This is a genomic window from Clostridium carboxidivorans P7 (genome assembly GCF_001038625.1).
GTDB lineage: Bacteria > Bacillota > Clostridia > Clostridiales > Clostridiaceae > Clostridium_AM > Clostridium_AM carboxidivorans.
Genome location: NZ_CP011803.1, coordinates 5,129,364 through 5,151,232 on the forward strand (window position 1 = coordinate 5,129,364; position 21,869 = coordinate 5,151,232).

At 28.6% G+C, this 21,869-nt stretch carries 20 protein-coding genes; 14 read left to right on the forward strand and 6 right to left on the reverse strand.

Going from position 1 to position 21,869, the window contains the following annotated elements; genetic code table 11:
• The first annotated feature begins 151 nt into the window (after positions 1-151).
• The 3 genes from Ccar_RS23115 (at position 152) to Ccar_RS23125 (ending at position 2,994) form a co-directional block, all read left to right on the forward strand.
• Positions 152-1,054 (forward strand): ADP-ribosylglycohydrolase family protein, encoded by a 903-nt coding sequence (locus Ccar_RS23115; protein WP_007059219.1) that lies wholly within the window; start codon positions 152-154, stop codon positions 1,052-1,054.
• 89 nt (positions 1,055-1,143) lie between these two features.
• Positions 1,144-2,013 carry a CvfB family protein gene (locus Ccar_RS23120; RefSeq protein WP_007059218.1) on the forward strand — a complete coding sequence of 290 codons (870 nt, stop codon included), beginning with the start codon at positions 1,144-1,146 and terminating at the stop codon, positions 2,011-2,013.
• Between the two features lie 159 nt (positions 2,014-2,172).
• Complete coding sequence (locus Ccar_RS23125) at positions 2,173-2,994, forward strand: ComEC/Rec2 family competence protein (RefSeq protein WP_007059217.1); 822 nt, start codon at positions 2,173-2,175, stop codon at positions 2,992-2,994.
• 14 nt (positions 2,995-3,008) lie between these two features.
• Here Ccar_RS23125 and Ccar_RS23130 read toward each other — a convergent pair whose 3' ends face one another.
• Entirely contained in the window at positions 3,009-3,533 is a 525-nt protein-coding gene (locus tag Ccar_RS23130) for a chromate transporter (protein ID WP_007065119.1), read from the reverse strand.
• Positions 3,534-4,070, reverse strand: coding sequence for a chromate transporter (locus tag Ccar_RS23135; RefSeq protein ID WP_007059215.1), 537 nt, complete (start codon positions 4,068-4,070; stop codon positions 3,534-3,536).
• A gap of 175 nt (positions 4,071-4,245) precedes the next feature.
• Between Ccar_RS23135 and Ccar_RS23140 the strand changes: the two genes are divergently transcribed.
• Both Ccar_RS23140 and Ccar_RS23145 read left to right on the forward strand, forming a co-directional pair.
• Positions 4,246-6,159, forward strand: coding sequence for an NAD(+) synthase (locus Ccar_RS23140; RefSeq protein ID WP_007059214.1), 1,914 nt, complete (start codon positions 4,246-4,248; stop codon positions 6,157-6,159).
• A 127-nt stretch (positions 6,160-6,286) separates the two neighbouring features.
• The gene (locus Ccar_RS23145) at positions 6,287-7,261 is read left to right on the forward strand and encodes a 3D domain-containing protein (protein ID WP_007059213.1); all 975 of its coding nucleotides are present in this window, start codon (positions 6,287-6,289) and stop codon (positions 7,259-7,261) included.
• Positions 7,262-7,420: 159 nt separating this feature from the next.
• Here Ccar_RS23145 and Ccar_RS23150 read toward each other — a convergent pair whose 3' ends face one another.
• Complete coding sequence (locus Ccar_RS23150; RefSeq protein WP_007059212.1) at positions 7,421-7,843, reverse strand: YaaR family protein; 423 nt, start codon at positions 7,841-7,843, stop codon at positions 7,421-7,423.
• 169 nt (positions 7,844-8,012) lie between these two features.
• Entirely contained in the window at positions 8,013-8,207 is a 195-nt protein-coding gene (locus Ccar_RS23155) for an alpha/beta-type small acid-soluble spore protein (protein WP_007059211.1), read from the reverse strand.
• Positions 8,208-8,572: 365 nt separating this feature from the next.
• On the opposite strand from Ccar_RS23155, the gene Ccar_RS23160 reads away from it, so the two are divergent.
• The 9 genes from Ccar_RS23160 (at position 8,573) to Ccar_RS23200 (ending at position 19,644) form a co-directional block, all read left to right on the forward strand.
• Positions 8,573-9,541: a glycosyltransferase family 2 protein gene (locus Ccar_RS23160; RefSeq protein ID WP_007059210.1), complete on the forward strand. Its 969-nt coding sequence runs from the start codon at positions 8,573-8,575 to the stop codon at positions 9,539-9,541.
• On the forward strand, positions 9,525-9,944 hold the full coding sequence (locus Ccar_RS23165) for a GtrA family protein (RefSeq protein ID WP_007059209.1): 420 nt from the start codon (positions 9,525-9,527) through the stop codon (positions 9,942-9,944). Before Ccar_RS23160 ends, Ccar_RS23165 begins: the two co-directional genes overlap by 17 nt.
• A 24-nt stretch (positions 9,945-9,968) precedes the next feature.
• Complete coding sequence (galU, locus tag Ccar_RS23170) at positions 9,969-10,901, forward strand: UTP--glucose-1-phosphate uridylyltransferase GalU (protein ID WP_007059208.1); 933 nt, start codon at positions 9,969-9,971, stop codon at positions 10,899-10,901.
• 148 nt (positions 10,902-11,049) lie between these two features.
• The gene (locus Ccar_RS23175; protein ID WP_007059207.1) at positions 11,050-11,727 is read left to right on the forward strand and encodes a response regulator; all 678 of its coding nucleotides are present in this window, start codon (positions 11,050-11,052) and stop codon (positions 11,725-11,727) included.
• Complete coding sequence (locus Ccar_RS23180; RefSeq protein WP_007059206.1) at positions 11,724-13,232, forward strand: sensor histidine kinase; 1,509 nt, start codon at positions 11,724-11,726, stop codon at positions 13,230-13,232. Before Ccar_RS23175 ends, Ccar_RS23180 begins: the two co-directional genes overlap by 4 nt.
• Positions 13,233-13,248: 16 nt before the next feature.
• Positions 13,249-13,653 (forward strand): FlxA-like family protein, encoded by a 405-nt coding sequence (locus Ccar_RS23185; protein ID WP_007059205.1) that lies wholly within the window; start codon positions 13,249-13,251, stop codon positions 13,651-13,653.
• Positions 13,654-13,855: 202 nt separating this feature from the next.
• Complete coding sequence (locus Ccar_RS23190) at positions 13,856-14,704, forward strand: glycerophosphodiester phosphodiesterase family protein (protein ID WP_007059204.1); 849 nt, start codon at positions 13,856-13,858, stop codon at positions 14,702-14,704.
• Positions 14,705-15,647: 943 nt separating this feature from the next.
• Positions 15,648-17,177, forward strand: coding sequence for a glycosyltransferase family 4 protein (locus tag Ccar_RS23195; RefSeq protein WP_156184595.1), 1,530 nt, complete (start codon positions 15,648-15,650; stop codon positions 17,175-17,177).
• A gap of 25 nt (positions 17,178-17,202) precedes the next feature.
• The gene (locus tag Ccar_RS23200) at positions 17,203-19,644 is read left to right on the forward strand and encodes a sugar phosphate nucleotidyltransferase (RefSeq protein ID WP_007059201.1); all 2,442 of its coding nucleotides are present in this window, start codon (positions 17,203-17,205) and stop codon (positions 19,642-19,644) included.
• 67 nt (positions 19,645-19,711) lie between these two features.
• On the opposite strand, the gene Ccar_RS23205 is transcribed toward Ccar_RS23200, so the two are convergent.
• Positions 19,712-20,407, reverse strand: coding sequence for a response regulator transcription factor (locus tag Ccar_RS23205; RefSeq protein WP_007059200.1), 696 nt, complete (start codon positions 20,405-20,407; stop codon positions 19,712-19,714).
• A gap of 10 nt (positions 20,408-20,417) precedes the next feature.
• Complete coding sequence (locus tag Ccar_RS23210; RefSeq protein ID WP_007065116.1) at positions 20,418-21,860, reverse strand: sensor histidine kinase; 1,443 nt, start codon at positions 21,858-21,860, stop codon at positions 20,418-20,420.
• Between the last annotated feature and the right edge of the window lie 9 nt (positions 21,861-21,869).

Sequence of the window (21,869 nt, forward strand, 5' to 3'; positions counted from 1 at the left end):
CTTTTTATTTTAGAAACATATAAACTAGACAACCTTATTCAAAATATATCCTTGCAAAGAATAAACTAGAAGAATTATAATAAAATTTAAAGAATAGATAAATAACAATGTTTCTTTTTATATATTTCAAGAATCAAAGGGGGGGATATATATGAAAAAAGAAGATAGAATACTTGGAGGATTATTTGGAGTGGCCTGTGGAGATGCATTAGGCGGAACACTAGAATTTCTTTCTAAAAAAGAAGGCAAAGAAGAATATGGATATTTGAAAGAAATAATTGGTGGAGGGGTTTGGAACTTAAAGCCAGGAGAGGTTACGGATGATACCATGATGACTATTGCAGTAGCTGAAGGCATATTAGAAAATCCTAAAGATCCTCTAAAATGTATAGGGAAAAACTTCATTAGTTGGTATGATACTGATCCCAAGGATGTTGGAAATACTGTAAAACTTGCAATGGAAGGATATAAAAAATACAATAGTTGGAAGAAAGCAGCTTCTTATGCACATAAACAGCTAAATCAACATTCAGCAGGAAATGGAACCTTAATGAGATGTATTCCTGCAGCTCTCTATTATGATGATTTGAAAAAGGTAATAAAAATAAGCAAGGAACAATCTATGCTTACCCATTATGATGAAAAAGCAGCCGAAGCTTGTGAATTGTATAATACAATAATTTATAGATATTTAAATGGTGAGGAAAAGCTAAAGGTTATAGAAGAAGAAACTTTAAAATATCAAGATTATGAAGATATAATGTCTACTAAAAAAATAGAATTGACTCCTTCTGGATATGTGGTTGATACATTACAATGTGCTTTGTGGTGTTTTATAAATACTAGCAATTCAGAAGATGCTATTTGTGAAGCAGTAAATATTTATGGAGATCCAGATACTATTGGAGCAATAGCAGGAGGATTAGCAGGAGTTTACTACGGAATTGATAATATACCTAAAAGATGGAGAGAAAAGATATTAGTTAAAGATAAGTTAATTGAAATTGGAAGAAAAATAGAAGAGAAGGTACTCATTAGAAAGAATTCTATATAATATTAATTAAATGATAGTAACTGTTTAACTAATAGGATATAATAGATTAGATTAAACTATTATATCTATTCATAGGGAGTTGAAGTTAAGTGATAAACATAGGAGAGTTTAATGCCTTAAAGGTTGTTAGAAAAGCAGATTTTGGTTACTATTTAGATGCAGGTACAGGAAATACTAGTGATGATATACTTTTACCAAATAAAAGTGCGTTAGAAAAAGAAATTTCTATAGGTGATGAAGTTAATGCTTTTATATATAGGGATTCAAAAGATAGAATTATAGCTACTTTAAAAGAGCCTATAGCCCAAGTTGGAGAAATTGCATACCTTAAAGTGGTGTCCAAAACTAAAATAGGAAGTTTTATAGATTTTGGAATGGAAAGAGATATTTTTGTTCCAATGAAAGAACAAGTTTACAGACTGGAAATAGGTAACTATTATCTATTTTATATATACTTAGACAAAACAAATAGAATTGCAGCTACTACAGATATAGATAGATACTTAGAAAATTTAAATGTTGAAGAAACAGATGAGATTTTAAATGGTAAGTATAGAGTAGGGGACGAGGTTACAGGGATTATCTATGGTTTTCAAACTAATAGAAGTGCTATGGTAGCTATAGATAAAACCTATAGAGGAGTAATACTTAAAAATGAGTATTTTGTAGATTTAAAAGAAGGATATGAGCTAAAAGTTAGAATTAAAAAAATATACGAGGATGGAAGAATGGGTCTTACTCCAAGAAAAAGAGCTGTGGATGAGAGAACGGAGCTCCAGGAAAATATAGTTCAATATCTTAAAAAACACAATGGAAGTATGCCTTTTAATGATAAAAGTTCTCCAGAAGATATAAAAGAAGTATTTCATGAGAGCAAGAATTATTTTAAAAATGCCTTAGGAGGACTTATGAAGCAGGGAATTATAGAACAAGATGAGAATGGAACAAGGCTGAAGTAATATTTGTGTAACTTAATAAATATCGTTGATGCAAAAATACATCATTGGTGCGAAAAGTCACCACTGGTGTATTTTTTCTTTTTTTCGTACATTTTACAGTCATATTATGATAAAAGAAACAAAAAATAAGTGCGAAATAGAAATTGGAGCTGATTTTAGTTGAAAAGAAAATTAATGATATTATTTATGATTATAATCGTTACAACAAATAGTGTGCTTGCTAAACAAAACAGATATGAAGTACATTTTTTAGATACCGGGCAAAGTGATTGTATATTAATAAAAACAGATAATAGCAATTACTTAATAGATACGGGAGCGTCTTATTATTCTGATAAAATTTTAAAATATTTAGATGCAAATGAAATTAATAAAATAGATACAGTGATTTTAACTCATTACCATGATGATCATTATGGTGGATTATTAGCCATAGCAGAGAGTAAAAAGGTAAACAAGGTATTGTTGCCAATGCATGATGATAAAATTAAATACACAATTTACAAGCAATTGACTAAAAAAGGTATTAGTGTGAAATATATATCTAATAATTATGTTCTAAAAGAAGAAAAAATGAATTTAAAGGCTTTAACTCCATTTAAAGAGGATAAAAGAATAGAAAATAATAATTCTATAATATTACAAGGTGAAATAGATGGGATAAATTATTTATTTGCGGCTGATTGTGAAAAAACAGAAGAAGAGTATATGATAAATAATAATAAGATAAGTCATTGTGATATTTTAAAGGTACCACATCATGGTTTAAACACAAGTAGTACAGAAGGTTTTTTAAAAAAAGCTTCTCCTAAAATTGCAATAATAACTTCTAATGGTGTGGAGAGTCCGGAAAATAAGGCTTTAAATAGAATAAGTAACATAGGAAGTATAGTTATAAGAACAGATTTACAAGGAGATATAGTAATTAAAAATGGAAATTTACAAATGACAAGATCTGATTTAAGTATAAAAATCAAGTAATTGAAATTTGAAAATTACCTGTAAAAAATTATTCCTAAAACACCTGATATAATTATTATAATTATAGGATGTATTTTTTTGTGAAGTAGTAAAATCATAGTAAGTACACCTATAATAACGCTTTTTAAATCATAATAAGATTCTTTAGCAAGAGATAAAAAGGCGCATATAATAAGACCTATAAGTGCAGGTCGCATTCCCATAAGTACTGATTTTATAAGTATAGATTCTTTAAATTTTAATATGTAGTGAGTAGCCACGGAAACTAAAATAAATGGTAAAATAACTACACCTATAGTAGCATATAAACTTCCCCAAAAACTAGAAACCTTGTAGCCTACAAATGTAGCTGAATTTATAGTAATAGGTCCTGGTGTAATTTGAGAAATTCCTATTATATCTATAAATTCTTTATAGTTGATCCAATGATTATTAGTAACTATTTCCCTTTCAATTAATGGTAATATGGTGTAACCACCGCCAAATCCAAAAGCACCTATTTTAAGAAAGCATAGGAATAATTTTATCAATAAGCCCATTTAGCCCACCTTCTTTCGACAGAAAAAGTATCCATAAATCCCTGATAAAATTATAATCAGTACAGGATGAAATTTGAAAAATTCAATACACAATACAGTTATAATAATTATTATTAAATTTGTGTAATTTTTTTTTATAGATTTTGATAAACTTACTATAGCAACTAATACTAGCATTGGTACTGCAGCACTTATGCCTTTAAATATTAAGCTTATAAAGTAGTTACTTCTAAATTTGGTGAAGAAAGAAGCTATAAGCAGAATTATAATAAAGGATGGTAAAATAGTTCCTAAAAGAGCTAAAATTGCACCCAAAATTCCACCTAACTTGTAGCCTATGAAGGTATTTATATTAACAGCAAGGGCACCTGGAAAGGATTGTGATATTACTACGATATTAAGAAATTCTTCTTTGGTAATCCACTTATGTCTGTCTACGACTTCAGCTTCAATAAGAGGAATCATAGCATAAGCACCACCGAAAGTAAAAGCACCTATTTTAAAAAAAATCCAAAACATGGAAAATATTTTACCCATGTTAAACACACCTCATTTCATTAATTATTATTTTATAATATAATGTTTATAAAATAAAGAATTGATAGTTGAAAATTACAATCTTATAGTTTGACAATTTAAAATTTCTAAATGATAATTATAATTGGATAATTTTAGTTTTGCCAGGAATAATATAAAGGAAAGGGATGATAACATGCCAACTGATAATTTTATAAGAGTAGCAGCTGCAAGTCCTATAACTAATGTAGCTGACATAAAATTCAATTTAAAAAACATAGTTAATTGTATAGATAATGCTATTGAACAAGGTTCAAAGCTTGTGGTTTTTCCAGAACTCTGTATAACTTCCTATACCTGTGCTGATCTTTTTTGGCAGCAGTTATTGCTTAATGAAGCCATAGATGGAGTAGAACATATATGTAGTTATTCTAAAGAAAAGGATATACTTATAGCTGTGGGTGCACCACTTATACATAATAATTGTTTATATAATTGTGCTTACATAATTTTTAATGGAAAAGTACTTGGAATAGTGCCTAAAAGCTATATTCCAAATTATACAGAATTCTATGAAAAAAGATGGTTTACAGAAGGTATAGGTATTGTAAATAAAAAAGTAAATTTGTTTTTTCAAGAAGAAATTCCTTTTGGAACTAACTTAATATTTGCTTGTGGTGATTTTAAGTTTGGATTTGAGATTTGTGAAGATCTTTGGGTTACTATTCCACCAAGCAGTTATTTAAGTTTAATGGGAGCAAATATCATAGGAAACCTTTCTGCCTCAAATGAAATTGTAAGCAAAGCTGATTATAGAAAAGATTTAGTAAAAGCTCAAAGTGCTAGATGTATGGCATCCTATATATATGCATCTTCAGGGGTATTTGAATCTACTACAGATTTAGTTTTTAGTGGTGATTTGCTTATAAGTGAAAATGGCAGCCTTTTACAACATAATAATAGATTTCAAAGAGAAAATGAAGTAATAACTTCAATTGTAGATGTAAATAAATTAAATAGTGAAAGGTTGAGAAACGTAAGCTTTAGAGATAGCACTAGGCTAATACCTGTTGAACCTCTACAAATAAATTTTGAATTTGAAAATTTAGACTACAAGAATTTTGATAGGTATATAGATAAACATCCTTTTGTGCCTTCTAATAAAGCTGAAAGAGATATTAGATGCAAGGAGATATTTAATATACAAACTTCTGGACTTGCAAAAAGAATAAGTCATACAGGAGTAAAGAAGGCTGTAGTAGGAATATCTGGTGGATTGGATTCTACATTAGCTTTATTAGTTATGATAAAAACATTTCGTATGTTAAATATTCAAAGTGAGAACATAATAACTGTAACTATGCCTGGTTTTGGAACAACAGATAGAACTTACAACAATGCTGTAAATCTATGTAAAAAACTTGGAACGGAATTTAGAGAAATAAATATAGTTCCAGCTTGTTTGCAGCACTTTAAGGATATAAGCCATGATGTTGAAAAACACGATGTCACATATGAAAATGTTCAAGCAAGAGAGAGAACTCAAATTCTTATGGATATAGCTAATAAAGAAGGTGGACTTTTAATAGGAACAGGAGATTTATCAGAGCTTGCTTTGGGATGGTGCACATATAATGGAGATCATATGTCTATGTATGGTGTAAATTGTTCTATACCTAAGACGTTAGTTAGATATTTGGTGAAATATGTAGCTGAAACAGAAGTTCCTAAAGATATTTCTGATATATTGATGGATATTCTTGACACTCCTGTAAGTCCGGAACTTCTTCCTAAGGATAAGAATGGTGAAATTGCACAAAAAACTGAAGATATAGTAGGTCCTTATGAACTTCATGACTTTTTCTTGTATAATTTTATAAGACAAGGTGCTGAACCTAATAAAATACTTTTTTTAGCAAAAGAAGCATTTAAAGATGACTATGATAATGAAATTATAGAAAAATGGTTTGAAAAGTTTATAAAAAGATTCTTTACTCAACAATTTAAACGTTCTGCTATACCAGATGGTCCTAAAGTAGGAACTGTAAGCCTTTCGCCAAGAGGAGATTTTAGGATGCCTTCTGATGCAAGTTACAATCTTTGGAAATAAATTACAAAATTTAGGCCATATAATTCCAAAGGGGTTGAGTTTTTATATGTTTTAATGATATAATAGAAAACATTAACAAGTTTTTTATAAAAAAATAACTTGATAACTAGCCTAAGGAGGAATTGTATTGAAGAAAAAAGCGTTATCTGTTGTTATGATGCTAGTATTAATGTTAATAACAAATAGCACTGCTCTTGCTGCTCCGAGCACTAGCACATCAGATGAATTAAAACAGGTTCAAGACAACAAGAAGGCCTTAGAAACAAAGGTTAATGACTTAAATAAACAAATTGACGAAGTTATGAAAAAAGTTGATAGCAATAAAAAAGATATGAATAAAGTTGCACAGGACATAAAAAATACACAAGTTAAGTTAGATGAGGTGGAGAAGAATTCAAAAGCTCAAGATGATTTGTTCAAAAAAAGAGTAAGATCCATGTATGTAAATAACAATGATGGTTATCTTAATGTAATATTGTCATCAAACAATTTAAGTGATTTTATATCCAAAATGGATATGATTTCAAAAGTAATGAGCTTTGATAAAAACCTTATTAATAAGCTAAAAGAACAAAAACAGGCAGTAACAAATGAAAAAAAGGTTCTAGATGATAAGAATGCCAAGTTACAGCAATTAAAAGCAAGTAATGAAAGTGCTTTATTGAGTTTAAATAAGGACATAAAAGCACAAAAAGATCTTTTAAGCCAAGCTAGTGAAAAGGAAAAGCAGTTAGTAGCTGCTCAAAATGTACAAGCTCCTAGTGTCAGCGTGGCTTATCAAAGTGGTACATTATCTCGTGGTATGTCTAAGTCTGTTTCATATTCACAAGTAATAAGTATGAGATCAACTGCCTATTCGGGAGATGCTGTTACTGCTTCAGGAACTGCAACTAAAAGAGATGGAAGTAGTTATAGTACTGTAGCTGTAGATCCTAGAGTTATACCACTAGGTTCCAGACTTTATGTAGAAGGTTACGGATATGCCGTTGCAGATGATACAGGAGGAGCTATTAAAGGAAATAGAATAGATTTGTTCTTTCCAACAGAAGGTGAATGTGAAAGTTGGGGAGTAAGAAATGTTACTGTTTATGTACTTAATTAAATAGTTATAATTAAACTCATCTTTTTAATGTCGGATGAATAAGCGATTATCCTAAAATCATAGATTTTAGATGTCTGCTTAAAGTTAGGCTGTACCATATTGGTACAGCCTTTTAAATTAGCTAAATATATATGTTTTTATTAAGTGAAATTTTTAAATTTATTTGTAAATGTCCACCATTAATCCTGTAATATCATCAATGGTAGCTGCTACGTTTAAATTATCTTTTTGTTCGCTCATAAGCATTTGAGTAAGTTCTTCTAATTTGTTATCTATAGTTTCTACTGTTATAAAATACTGTGTTTGCCAAAAGCTTATATCCTTTTTTACGCTGTACATATAGTTTAATATGGAACTAAGATATTCTTTAATCATTCTTTTATAAGCTTTAACGTCTGCATAGCATTTTGTTATAGCAAGTCTATTTCCCTTTTTCTTTATACTATCAAACATTTCTTTAAGTTGCTCTTCAGATTTTTGTTCCCTCTGAGAATTAAAGCTTTGGGAAAAATCTTTTTTCATTGATGTAGTCTTTTTTTCAGTAGTAACTGTAGAAGGTCTGCCTAGTCTAGATATTTCCATAAAATTACCTCCAATAAAATTTCAACAAAAATATATACTTCAAAGACTCACGATTTAATTTATATCTATTATATCGTAATTTCTGTAAAACCACAAAAATTATTTAATGAAATTAAATAAGGGCTTTGTTCAAAATGAGAACAAAGCCCTTATTATTAATTATGTTTTATTATAAACCTTTTTCGTAAGCTTCTACCATCTTTTTAACCATGTTTCCGCCTACTGATCCAGCTTCTCTTGCAGTCAAATCTCCATTGTATCCTTGTTTTAGATTTACGCCTACTTCATTAGCTGATTCCATTTTAAATTTGTTTAATCCATCCTTTGCTTCTGGAACTAATGCTCTATTACCTCTACTTGCCATAATAAATTCCTCCTTTTGAATCTATATAATATTTTTTTGATTCTATTAAAAGTTTGTACAGTTTTAAAGTTATTACTCTATTAAAATAGATGTAAAACATGAAGTATTTTCTACTTTCCTTAAAATTATACTTAAGCTTTATATTCTGAGTGTTTTAAGAAGAAAGTAATGAATAAAATGGTTGTTTTTAGTACAACTTTTATGCAAATGATATAAACATTTTTTATAATAAATATTAATGAAATTGTATTTAAGTTGTAACTAAACTGTAATAATAGAAGACTACAATAAGCATATAGATTCAAAGAAAGAGATAACTTAAATTGAAAATATTAAAAAATATATTAATAATTGAGGTGAATTAAATGAATAATAAAATAATGTATTCTATAGTAGTGCCACTATATAATGAGGAGCTTGTTGTTCAAGAAACTTATAGAAGATTAAAATCAGTTATGGATAATACAAAAGAAAATTATGAAATTTTGTTTGTTAATGATGGAAGTAAAGATAAAACAGTTAATATAGTAGAAGGTATATGCAGAAATGATGGAAGAATAAAGCTTATTAATTTTTCACGAAACTTCGGTCACCAGGCTGCTATAACTGCAGGAATGGATATGGCTTTAGGGGCTGCTGTTGTGGTAATAGATGCAGATCTTCAAGATCCTCCAGAAATTATTTTAGAGATGATTAAAAAATGGAAGGAAGGTTATGAAGTTGTTTATGGTAAAAGAGCTAAAAGAGAAGGAGAAACATTCTTTAAGAAGTTTACAGCAAAAGCATTTTATAGATTGCTAAAAAGTATGACAACTATAGATATTCCAGTAGATACAGGAGATTTTAGACTTATAGATAGAAAAGTATGTAATGCTTTAATATCACTTCCTGAAAAAAATAGATATGTAAGAGGCTTGGTGAGCTGGGTAGGGTATAAGCAAACTTGTGTTGAATTTGTAAGGCAGGAGAGGTTTGCTGGAGAAACTAAATATCCTTTAAAAAAGATGATGAAGCTAGCCTTAGATGGTATAACTTCTTTGTCATATAAGCCATTAATCATTTCAGGATATCTTGGGGTATTAACTTTTATAGCTGGAATATTTGCAACTATTGGTGTTATTATAAATCAACTGATTAATAGAATAAATATAATAAGCTTACCATTAATTTTATCAATAAATGTAACAATGTTTGGTTTAGTACTGGGCTGTATAGGTATAATGGGCCAGTATATTGGAAGAATTTTTGATGAAAGTAAAGGAAGACCTATATATATAATAGATAGCACAATAAATTATAAGAGAGTTGATAAGAGATATGAAATTAGTTGCTAATATAACAAATTACGTTTTTGATGGAAAGTTTAAATCTTTAAGCAGGTTTTCTTTAGTTGGTATATCAAATACTCTTATAGATTTTATAGTATTTACAATATTTCAAGGTTTGATTGGAGTAAATTACACTCTAAGTCAGGTGTTAGGATATAGTTTTGGCGTTGTAAATAGTTTTATATTTAATAAGAAATGGACATTTCAAGGAGGTAAATCTAATAAAAAGATTTATCATGAATTGTTTCAATTTATTATAGTTAATATAATGTCGCTTGCTATTACACTAATATTTATGAAACTTTTAATAAAAGATTTTAATTTCAATGTATATGTAGCAAAAGTAGTTGTAACATTTATAGCTCAAATAACAAATTTTATTGCATATAAGCTTTGGGTGTTCAACTAAGTATCATAGAAGGGAATGATTATTATGAAGGTAAGAAAAGCAATAATTCCGGCTGCTGGACTGGGAACAAGATTTTTACCAGCAACTAAAGCTCAACCTAAAGAAATGATGCCAATAGTAGATAAACCTGCTATTCAATATATAGTTGAAGAAGCTGTTGCTTCAGGAATTGAAGAAATATTAATAATTACAGGAAGAAACAAAAGAGCAATAGAGGATCACTTTGATAAATCTGTTGAACTTGAGGATGAACTGCAAAATAGCAATAAGGGTGAATTACTAAAGGTAGTTAAAGATATAAGTAATATGGCTGATATTTATTATATACGTCAGAAGGAACCCAAGGGTTTAGGGCATGCTATAAGCCGTGCTAGAAATTTTGTAGGAGATGAGCCATTCGCTGTAATGTTAGGTGATGATATAGTTGATAGCAAAGTTCCGTGCCTTAAACAATTAATGAATTGCTATGATAAATATAAAACTTCTGTTTTAGGAGTGCAGCCAGTTAATAAGTCTCAGGTATCTAAATATGGTATTGTTAATGGAATGGAAATTGAAAATAAGGTTTATAAAGTTAATAATATGATAGAAAAACCTAAAGTAGAAGAAGCACCATCAAATATTGCCATTCTTGGAAGGTATATTATAACACCTGAGATATTTGAAATACTGGAAAGAACCAAACCAGGCAAAGGTGGAGAAATACAGCTTACAGATGCATTAAAAGAATTATCAAAACAAGAATCTATATATGCTTATTCCTTTGAAGGGATAAGATATGATGTTGGAGATAAGTTGGGATTTTTAAAAGCTAATATAGAATATGCTTTAAAACGACAAGAATTAAAGGATGATTTACTTTCATATCTTTTAGGAATAAAAGGTGCAAATAATGCTAAAATACATGAAGAGATCTATCATAAGTTAGAATCCAGAAAAATGGCTTTGGCTAAATAAAAGTTTTATAAGTGGTTAGTATATAAGTAATACTAACCGCTTTTTAGATGATAGAATTAAAATATATTGAATAATAAGTAGGTTTGTGACAGAATTGTAACAAAAGTGTTTTATAATAAACATAGTAGTTTTTCACGGAGGAATATTTATGAGTAATAAGAAAATATTAGTAGTTGATGATGAACCATTAATAAGAAAACTTGTAACAGATTTTTTGAAAAGAGAAGGGTATATTACCCTTGAAGCAGAAGATGGTCGAAAGGCTTTAGACGTATTTTCATCTGAAAAGGATATAGATTTAGTAATTCTTGATGTGATGCTACCTGAATACGATGGATGGACTGTATGTAGGGAAATAAGAAAGAAATCTAGTACACCTATTATAATGCTAACAGCAAGAGGAGAGGAATTTGATGAACTTTTTGGCTTTGATATAGGAGCAGATGAATATATTGCAAAACCGTTTAGTCCCAATATATTGGTGGCAAGAGTAAATGCTGTTTTAAGAAGAGCTGTTCCAGTAGATAGTAAAACTAAGGAGTTTAATGGATTAATTATTGACGAGAATGCTCATGAAGTTAATATTGATGATTGTACAATTGATTTAAGTCCTAAGGAGTATGATTTATTAATGTACCTTACTGAGAATTATGGTAAGGCTGTAAGTAGAGAACAGATATTAGATAAAGTATGGGGATATGATTATTATGGAGATTTAAGAACTGTAGATACTCATATAAATAGATTAAGAATAAAATTAGACTCTAAAAGTAACTATGTACAAACGGTACGGGGTTATGGCTATAGATTTGAGGTAGAAAAATGATTAAATCTATAAGAGCAAAATTATTTATGTTTATAACATTATTACTTATATGCTTTATTTCCCTTCTATGGATATTGAATAGTATGTATCTTGAAAAATACTATATAAATAAGAAGAAAAATATACTTACCCAAAATGCTAATACTATAGTAAGTATGTATAAGGGAAATATAAGTGATATACAAAATGAATTAGATAGAACAGCTAATATAACTGGAAGTAATATTGATATACGTGATAAAAATGGAAAGATAATTTATATGTCTGCAAGAAGACCTCCAGAGGAAAAAAATTCAAATAATAGTTCTCAGCAAAAACCTCCACCAGATAAACCGCATAATCTGGATGATTATGATACTAAAGCAAAAGAATATCCAGTAGGTAAAATTCATTTTGAAAACAGAATGGATGTTCAAATGAAAATAGAATTTCTTACTCTTGTAGTAAAGCTTAGTAATGGAGATGTAATGGCTACAAGGGTACCACTAGTTTCTATAAAGGAAAGTGTGGATATTGCAAATAGATTTGTTATAATAATAGGTTCTATAATAATATTTTTAGGTAGTATAGGAGCCTACTTATTTTCAAGGAAATTTACAAAGCCAATACTGGAAGTAAACAATATTGCACGAAACATGGCTAAATTTGATTTTAGTCAAAAGTGTAGCATAAGTGGTAATGATGAAATTGGACAATTAGGACAAAGTGTTAATTACCTTTCAGAAGAATTAGATACAGCAATTACAGAATTAAATGAAAAGAATCAAAAACTAGAAGAAGATATTGAAAAAGAGAGAAAAATAGATGAAATGAGAAAAGAATTTATATCCAGTGTTTCTCATGAATTGAGAACACCTTTATCTTTAATACAAGGATATGCAGAAGGTCTTATCAGCAATGTAAATGAAAGTGAAGAAGATAGAAATTTTTATTGTGATGTTATTATGCAAGAAACAATAAAAATGAATAAGTTGGTAAGAGACTTGCTAAATTTATCTCAAATTGAATCAGGATATTTCCAAATTGATAAAAGTGAATTTGATATAATACACTTAATAAATTATGTGCTTACTAAGTACAAATCCATATTTACAGAAAAAAATGTTAAAGTAGAGACAGAACTTTTTGGTGAAACTTGTATTGTCTATGGAGACATGGTAAGAATTGAACAAGTACTTACAAATTATATAAACAATGCTATCAATCATGTAGATGAAAATAGAATTATAAAAATAACTAGCAGCATTGATAGTGATAAAGTGAGGGTGAATGTATTTAATACTGGAAAGCATATACCAGAAGATTCACTTAAAAAGCTATGGAACAGCTTTTACAAAGTGGATAAAGCAAGAACAAGAGCTTATGGTGGATATGGATTAGGGCTTTCTATAGTAAAAGCTATTCAAGACCTCCATAAAAGCGCTTATGGTGTGGAAAATATTAATCATGGTGTGAATTTTTGGTTTGAAATAAATAAAGTAAAAGACATAAATAATAACAATTAAACTGGGGGAATATATTATGAGTATTTCAGCAATTTCATCAATGTCATCACATTCAGCAATATCAAATTTATCATCAAAAAAAGCTAGCAGTAGTAGTAGCACAAGTAGTAGTAGTGCTAGCAGCAGTTCAAGTAGCAGCATAAGTAGCCTTGAACAACAAAGATCTAGTATTGAGCAGCAAATACAGCAAGAAAATTCAAGTAATGACAGTTCAGATGTAAAACAACAAAAAATTCAAGCATTGCAGGCTGAATTGGAACAGATTGAAGCTCAAATTCAGCAGGCAGAGCAAGCGCAGCAAACACAACAGGTAAGTAAATCAGCTGAAACATCTAACAGTCAGGCAGAATCAGTACAAACTATGAATAATGAATCAAATACTAATAGCAATAGTAATAATATAATAGATGTATATGCTTAATTAATGCATTATAATAAAGTTTTATTTGTACGTAAAAGGGGTAATTTTACCCCTTTTATTTTTATATTCATTTTAAAATGTAAAGTTAATGTAAATAAAATTAAGATATTCTTAAGAATTATGTAAGATTAATATAATATGTTGGTGGTATTATATAATTAAAATGTAAATTGTTTGTTAAAAATAGAGGGGACTAAATTATATGAAAACAAATTGTATTAATAGAAAAAGTGAAATATTAATGATTACTAGTATAATAGTCATTTTTATCTTATCCCTATTAGTAGGCTTTAAATTAGCTTCACAGCAAAAGAGTAAGAGCAGTGGAATTTATGTAACTGATATTCCAGTGAAAATAATAGCTCATAGAGGAAGCAGTAGACGAGCTCCTGAAAATACAGTAAGTTCTATTTTATGTTCAGTAGAAGATAAGGCTGATTATGCAGAATTGGATGTACAACAGACTAAAGATGGTGTAGTTGTATTAATGCATGACAAAAATTTAAAAAGAATTTCTAAATTAAATAAAAATGTTGAAGAAACTAATTATAAAAATATCGAAGAATTAAGTGTTTATGGGAATAATTTTAAAAAATTTAAAGGAGAGAAAATTCCTACATTAGATGAAGTGGTAAAGAAAACTAAAGGAAAAATAAAATTAGACATAGAAATAAAATCTTATGGAAATGATGTTAATTTACCAGAAAAAGTGGTTAAGATTATTGAAGATAATAATGCTACAGATAATTCAATAGTATGTTCATTTGATTACAAAGTTTTGCAAAAGGTAAAAAAGTTAAATCCTAAAATTCAAATAGGATATATAACTTGCTCTAATAGTGAGGATATATTCAAGTTAAAAGATGTAGATTTCTACAGTGTTTGTAATGCTAAAGTTAACAAGGAGTTAATAGATAAAGTACATAGAAGAAATAAAAAAATTCATGTTTGGACAGTAGATAATATTAATGATATGAATAAATTTATAAGAATGGGTGTAGATGGTATTATTACAGACTACCCAGAAAAATTAAGAGCTATGTTAATGTAATATTTTTATACTATAGATGCCCAAGTTAATAAGTAAATAAAACTGCAAGTATGCAGGAATTAAGTAATACTTCAGAACAATTAGAGGAACTTGCTCAAAATTTATCAGATTCTATAAAAACTTTCAAATTAAAGTAGTATTTAAAGTTTATTGTCTTTGAAAAGTAAATTTAAATTCAAAATATAAAAATAGATGAATTCAGATTATTGAATTTATCTATTTTTTTGTTAAGTAAATTGTTTAGAGGCTATGAAATATAAGGTTATGAAATTAAAGATATTGTGCATTAAGAATTGTTAATTGGTCCAGATTAAGCTCTTTATGGCATTCTGCAAGTATTTTCTGATAAATGAATATTTACTTAAATGTAAAACCATGTGTAAATACATGATAGCAATATGACTGTATAGAAATGTGTCAAAATGTAACAATACTAAACATGAAATACTTAAATAATTAAGAATATATTGTAAATAAAAATAAAATAAAATGAAGCTATTTAAAGAAAAAGTGACATTTTAGGAGTTAAATAGAATTATATGTTGATAATTCTAAATATAAACTTAATACAGCAAAAATTAAAATTAAAACAGTTGATTTTTTAAAAAAAACACTTATAATTATTTATATAGTTTTGAACCATTTATATCCAATTTATACATCTAAAGGATATACGCATTTGTTTGATGATAAAATATAATGTTAATGTTGGATGTTTTAATATATGGGTCTTATAAGTCAAATCTTATTTACAACTCATAGCGTTATTCTTAAAAAGTACATCTGCTGTTAATGATTCATAATTATATTAGAGTTTCAGATATTAGAACTCTTTGACTTCATCAGAGTGTTCTTACATTGTGTATAAATTTTTTTACACGTCTGAATAAATTTTTCTAAGTGATTAACGATTTAAGTTTATTTAAAATTGGAGGAGTTTAAAATGAAAATTTTAATGATTTCTTGGGAGTATCCACCCAAAAATGTAGGTGGTTTATCAAATCATGTTTACTATTTATCCCAGGCATTAAGTAAAAAAGGACATGAAATACATGTAATAACCTGTGAAGAAGGCACATCACCTGAAGAACAAAACGATAATGGTGTTTTTGTTCATAGGGTTTCACCTTATAAAATAGATACAAGTGATTTTGTAAAGTGGGTTATGCAATTAAACTTTTCTATAATAGAGAAAGCAGCAAGTCTTATAGTTAAGTTTGGAAAGTTTGATTTAATACATGCACATGACTGGCTGTCTGCTTTTAGTGCAAAAAATTTAAAATGGTCCTTTAAAATTCCTATGGTATGTACTATTCATGCTACAGAATATGGCAGGAATGGAGGCATAAAAACTGATATGCAGAAATATATATCTTCTACCGAATGGATGTTAACTTATGAATCCTGGAAAGTAGTTGCTTGCAGTAATTATATGAGACAGCAAATAAGTGATATATTTCAATCACCATGGAATAAAATTTGGGTTATGCCTAATGGAGTAGATACACAAAAGTTTAATTTTGAATTTGATTGGATTAATTTTAGAAGAAGATTTGCTAGTGATAATGAAAAAATTGTGTTTTATATTGGAAGGCATGTATTCGAAAAAGGAATACATTTGTTAATAGAGGCATGTCCTAAAATACTGGAGAACTACAATGATACTAAAATTATTATTGGTGGTAAAGGACCTATGACAGAGGAGCTAAAAGATAGAGTAAGACAAATGGGTATAGAATCAAAGGTAATTTTTACAGGGTATATAAGTGATGAAGATAGAGACAAAATGTACAGGGTAGCAAATGCAGCAGTTTTCCCTTCATTATATGAACCTTTTGGTATTGTAGCTTTAGAAGCTATGGCAGCAGGATGTCCTGTAGTTGTGTCAGAAACTGGTGGATTGGGTGAAATAGTTGATCATGAAATAAATGGCCTAAAAGCTATAACATCTTCTGCGGAAAGTTTGGCAATTAATGTAAGTAGGTTGTTATTAGATGATGGTTTATCTAATTATGTAAAAGAGAATGCATTAAAGACTGTTCATGAAAAATATACTTGGGATAAAATAGCGGATTTAACCATAAACATGTATAGTCAGGTTCAAGAAGAAACAAAAGGCAGTCAGTGGGAAGTAAAAAGTGAGGATAAAGTTAAAAATGATATTATAAAGAATTTAACTGAGGAACTTAGAGATAAGGTTAAGGAAAAGTTAAAATTTGAATTAAAGGATAAAGTTGAAAAAAAGTTGGAAGAAGAATTAAAAGAAAAAGTAGAAAAGAGTTTAATGGATAGATTAAAAAATAAAATAACTGATAAAACAAAAGATATAGTAGGAGATGCTGTAGATATAAAAGACAAAATAACAGCTCAAACTATTGAAGTTTTGGAAGAAGTCAAAAATTCAAAAACTGTAGAATCTGTACAGAAATTGAAAAATTCTAATGTGATAAAAAATAAAACTAAAAAGAGCTAAAAAGAAAATAAGGGGATGGTATTAAGTGAAAGCTATAATAATGGCAGGGGGAGAAGGAACTAGATTAAGACCTTTAACATGTAACATACCAAAGCCAATGATGCCTATAATGGATAAGCCTGTTATGCAATATGCCATAGAACTTTTAAAAGAAAATGGTATAAATGATATAGGGGTTACGCTTCAATATTTACCAGATGAAATTATCAATTATTTTGGAGATGGAAGAGAATTTGGAGTTAATATAAGATATTTTATCGAAGAAACGCCATTAGGTACAGCAGGCAGTGTTAAAAATGCAGAAGGATTTCTTGATGATACCTTTATAGTTATAAGTGGTGATGCCTTAACTGATATAGATTTGTCCAAAGCCATTGCTTATCATAAAAAAAATAATGCTATATCTACTTTAGTATTAAAAGAAGTTGCTGTGCCATTAGAGTTTGGAGTAGTAGTAACAGATAATGATGGAAGAGTAACAGGTTTTTTAGAAAAACCAAGCTGGAGTGAAGTTTTTAGTGATAAGGTAAATACAGGAATATATATATTAGAGCCTGAGATATTTTCTTACTTTGAAAAAAATCAAAAGTTCGATTTTAGTAATGATTTATTTCCAATACTTTTAAATGAAAAAAAGCCTATGTTTGGATATGTAGCTGAAGGATATTGGTGTGATATTGGAAATATTGAACAATATATAAGATGCCATTTTGATATATTAAAGGGTTTAGTAAAAGTAAATATAAAAGGTGAAAAATATAAAGATGGCATATGGACGGGAGAAAACTGTCAAATAAGTAAAAATGCTTTGATATGTTCTCCGGTTTATATAGGAAGTGGAACAAAAATATATGATGGTGCAGAAATAGGTCCTTATACTATTATGGGAAAAAATAACATAGTGTCAAATCATGCTACTATAAAAAGAAGTATAATTTTTGATAACTGTTATATAGGTGATAATTCACAAGTAAGAGGTGCTGTTCTTTGTAAAAAAGTCCAACTAGAACCAAGAGTTTCTGTATTTGAAGAAGCAACTATAGGTGATGATACTCTTATAAGAGAAAAAGCAATTATAAAGCCTAATATAAAGGTATGGCCTAACAAACTTATTGAAGCTAGTACTGTAGTAAAATCAAATGTAATTTGGGGAGGAAAGTTTTCAAAGGCACTGTTTGGAAAGAGAGGCATAAGTGGTGAAGTTAATGTAGATATAACACCAGAATTTGTATCAAAGTTAGGTGCTGCTTATGGATCACTTTTAAAGTCTGATTCAAAAGTTGCCATAGCTTGCAGTAATGATGGTGCAGCTCAAATGTTTAAATATTCCCTTGCTACTGGATTACTTTCTATGGGAATTGAAGTACTAGACTTGCATAGAATGCCAAGACCAGCAGTAAGGCAGGCTACCTTGTTTTTTGGAGTACAGGGAAGTATTCATGTTTATATAGATAATGAGGATTCTCAAAAGGTTAATATAGTATTCATAGATGAAAATGGCCTTGATATAGATAAAGGCATAGAGAGAAAGATAGAAAATAGTTTTATAAGAGAAGATTTCAGGAGGGTTAAGACCGATAGTTTTAAGCAAATAAATCATATATACAATTCTATAGAATATTATATAAGGCAGCTCATAAATGAATTAGGAGTTAAAAATATAAGAAAACAAAAGTATAAGATTGTCTTAAGCGTTAAAAGTCCTATGATATTAAATATAATTCAGGATATATTCCAGGAGCTGAAAGTAAGTGTTAAATTATACGATGAATTTAATAATATTTTAGGGTTAAGAAAAGAAGTAATAGAAAGTAGTTCAAATTTAGGAATTAGAATTGATGATGAATGCGATAGAGCAACTTTTATAGATGAAAAGGGAAATATAATAAAAGATGAAGCTTATGATGCAACAAATGCTCTTGTTATGTTAAAAACTACAAATATAAGTACATTAGTTGCTCCAGTTACAGCATCTTCTACCATGCAGGAAATTGCAAGTATGTGTGGATGTAAATTTGTAAGAACTAAAACTTCACAAAAATTTATATTAGATAACTATTTAAAACATGAAAATAGAATCACGAGGAGAGAAGTTGTAAGTTCCTATTTAATGACACTAGATGCTATAAGTGTAACTATGTTAACTATCAATTTTATGGCAGCAAGCAATTTAGCACTTTCAACTATATTAGAACAAATTCCAAAGTACTATACTGCTAGAGAAGAAATAAAATGTCCATGGAATCTAAAAGGAAAAGTAATGAGAAACCTTATAGAGGAAAATCATTCAAAATCTGTAGATTTAATAGAAGGAGTTAAGCTGAATTTTAATGATGGTTGGGCATTAGTTTTACCAGATGCAGATGAACCTCTTTGTAGAGTTTATGCTGAATCTAAGAATTCAGATGAATTAAAAAAGCTTACAAATCAATTGTTAAAGAGAATTGAAGCTATAACATTAGAATAACAGTTTTTAACGGCTAATTGTTCACCTTTGTTTAGATATTATGGAGTGTAAAAAGGAGGATATAGGATCAAACCTTAATCCTATATCCAGCACCCCAAACAGTTTCAATATATTGAGGATTAGATGGAGAGGCTTCTGTTTTTTCTCTTATTCTTCCAATATGTACTGTAACGGTAGAGGTATCTCCAATAGCATCAAGTCCCCAAACCTTTTCAAATAATTCCTCTCTGCTGAATACTCGATTAGGATTTTCAGACATATAAAGTAATAGATCAAATTCTTTTTGAGCCAAAGTTACTTCCTTACAATTCACAAATACTTCTCTAGAATCTTTTCGTATTTCTAAACCTCTTATTAGGATAGTATCACTTTTTTTATTACTATCAAATTTATTTTTTATTCTCTCATAGTTTTTTATGTGTGACTTAACTCTAGCAACTAATTCTGCTGGACTAAAAGGTTTTGTAATGTAGTCATCAGCACCAAGGTTAAATCCTTTTATTTTGTCAATTTCTTCTTTCTTTGAAGAAACAATCAAAATGGGAATATCTTTAGTATCTTGTATGCTGCGTAGGATACTAAAACCATCAATTTTAGGAAGCATAATATCAAGAATTAATAGATCAAATTCATTTTCTTTTAAGCAGTTTAAAGTTTCTACACCATCCATACATATTTTAACTTCAAATTCTGAGAGCTCCAGATAGTCTCTTTGAAGCTCAGCAATACTTAAATCATCTTCAGCTATTAAAATTTTTTTCATAATATCCTCTCTATTCTTCTGGTATTTTAGCTAATGATATTAATATGCTTGTACCTTTATCTTCGTGACTTACAGCCCATATTCTACCATTATGTCCTTCTACAATTTGTTTTGCAATGGCAAGTCCCAGACCACTTCCACTTGCACCAGTCCTTGCAGAATCACCTCTATAAAATCTATTAAATATTTTATTTGTATCATTCTTATCAATTCCATGGCCGTTATCTCTTAGTTCAATAACAATACTGGAATTAGTTTCTCTAAGCATTATTACAATTTCACCATTATTTTTATCCATATATTTACGGGAGTTATCAATAATGTTTAATATTACCCTTTTTAATCTGTCTCTATCAATCATAACATACTTGGAATGGGTTAAATCATTTTTTAAATGAATTTTTATATTAGACCTTTCAAGTTCAGGTGCGCTCTCACAAATACAATAGTTAAAGTATTCAATAATATTTGTTTTTTCAAATTTAAAAGGAATTTGATTTAAATCTAGTTTTGAATATAAAAGTAAATCATCAATCATAACATCAATTAGTTCAGCCTTTGAATAAATAGTTTTTAAATAATGTTTTACTTTTTCAGGGGTGTTTGCAACACCATCTAAAAGGCCGTTAGCATACCCTTTTATGGAAGTTATAGGTGTTTTTAAATCATGAGATATACTAGAAACTAACATTCTTCTGTTATCATCATACTTCATTTTCATATGAATAGAATTTTTTAATTCAATTCTCATATGTTCAAAATCACTACATAGTTCTCTGATTTCCTCATCACCAGTTTCAATAATTTCATAATCTAAATCTCCTTTGCTAATTTTTGCAGTAGCATTTTTTAGGAGAGATATTGGATTTAATATTCTCTTGGAAAAAAGATAGGACATAAGTGTATTAACTAATATAAAACAAATAAAAAATACTACAATAATTAATATAATAAATTTTTCAATAAATTGAGATTCATGATTATCTGGTGCTAATAATATTACGTTACCAGAAATTTCATCCTTAAACTTAAGAGATACTACTTCAACAATATAAGAAATATTATTAATTTTAATGTTTTTTTGCATAGAATTATTTTTCACTTCTTCTAAACATCTGGCTATATCAATTTTATTTATATTTTTTGAGGCGAATATAACATTATCCTCTTTGGTAAGTATAAATTCCCCATTTATACTTAAAAGTCTTTTAGATAAATATTGCTGCAGATGTACATCTTCAATATCTGAAGAAGTTTGTTTTGATATATTTGTATTTAAATCCAATAATTCGGATTTTATGGTTAAAAGCTTTTTGAAATTATCATAACTTATATCTCTACTTACAGATGCTGAAGAAATAAAAATAAACATATAAGCGATAATTATTGTAACAATAAAGGGAATTATAATAGTTATAGAATTAAATGTTATTAGACGTTTTTTTATATCCATTTTTTCACC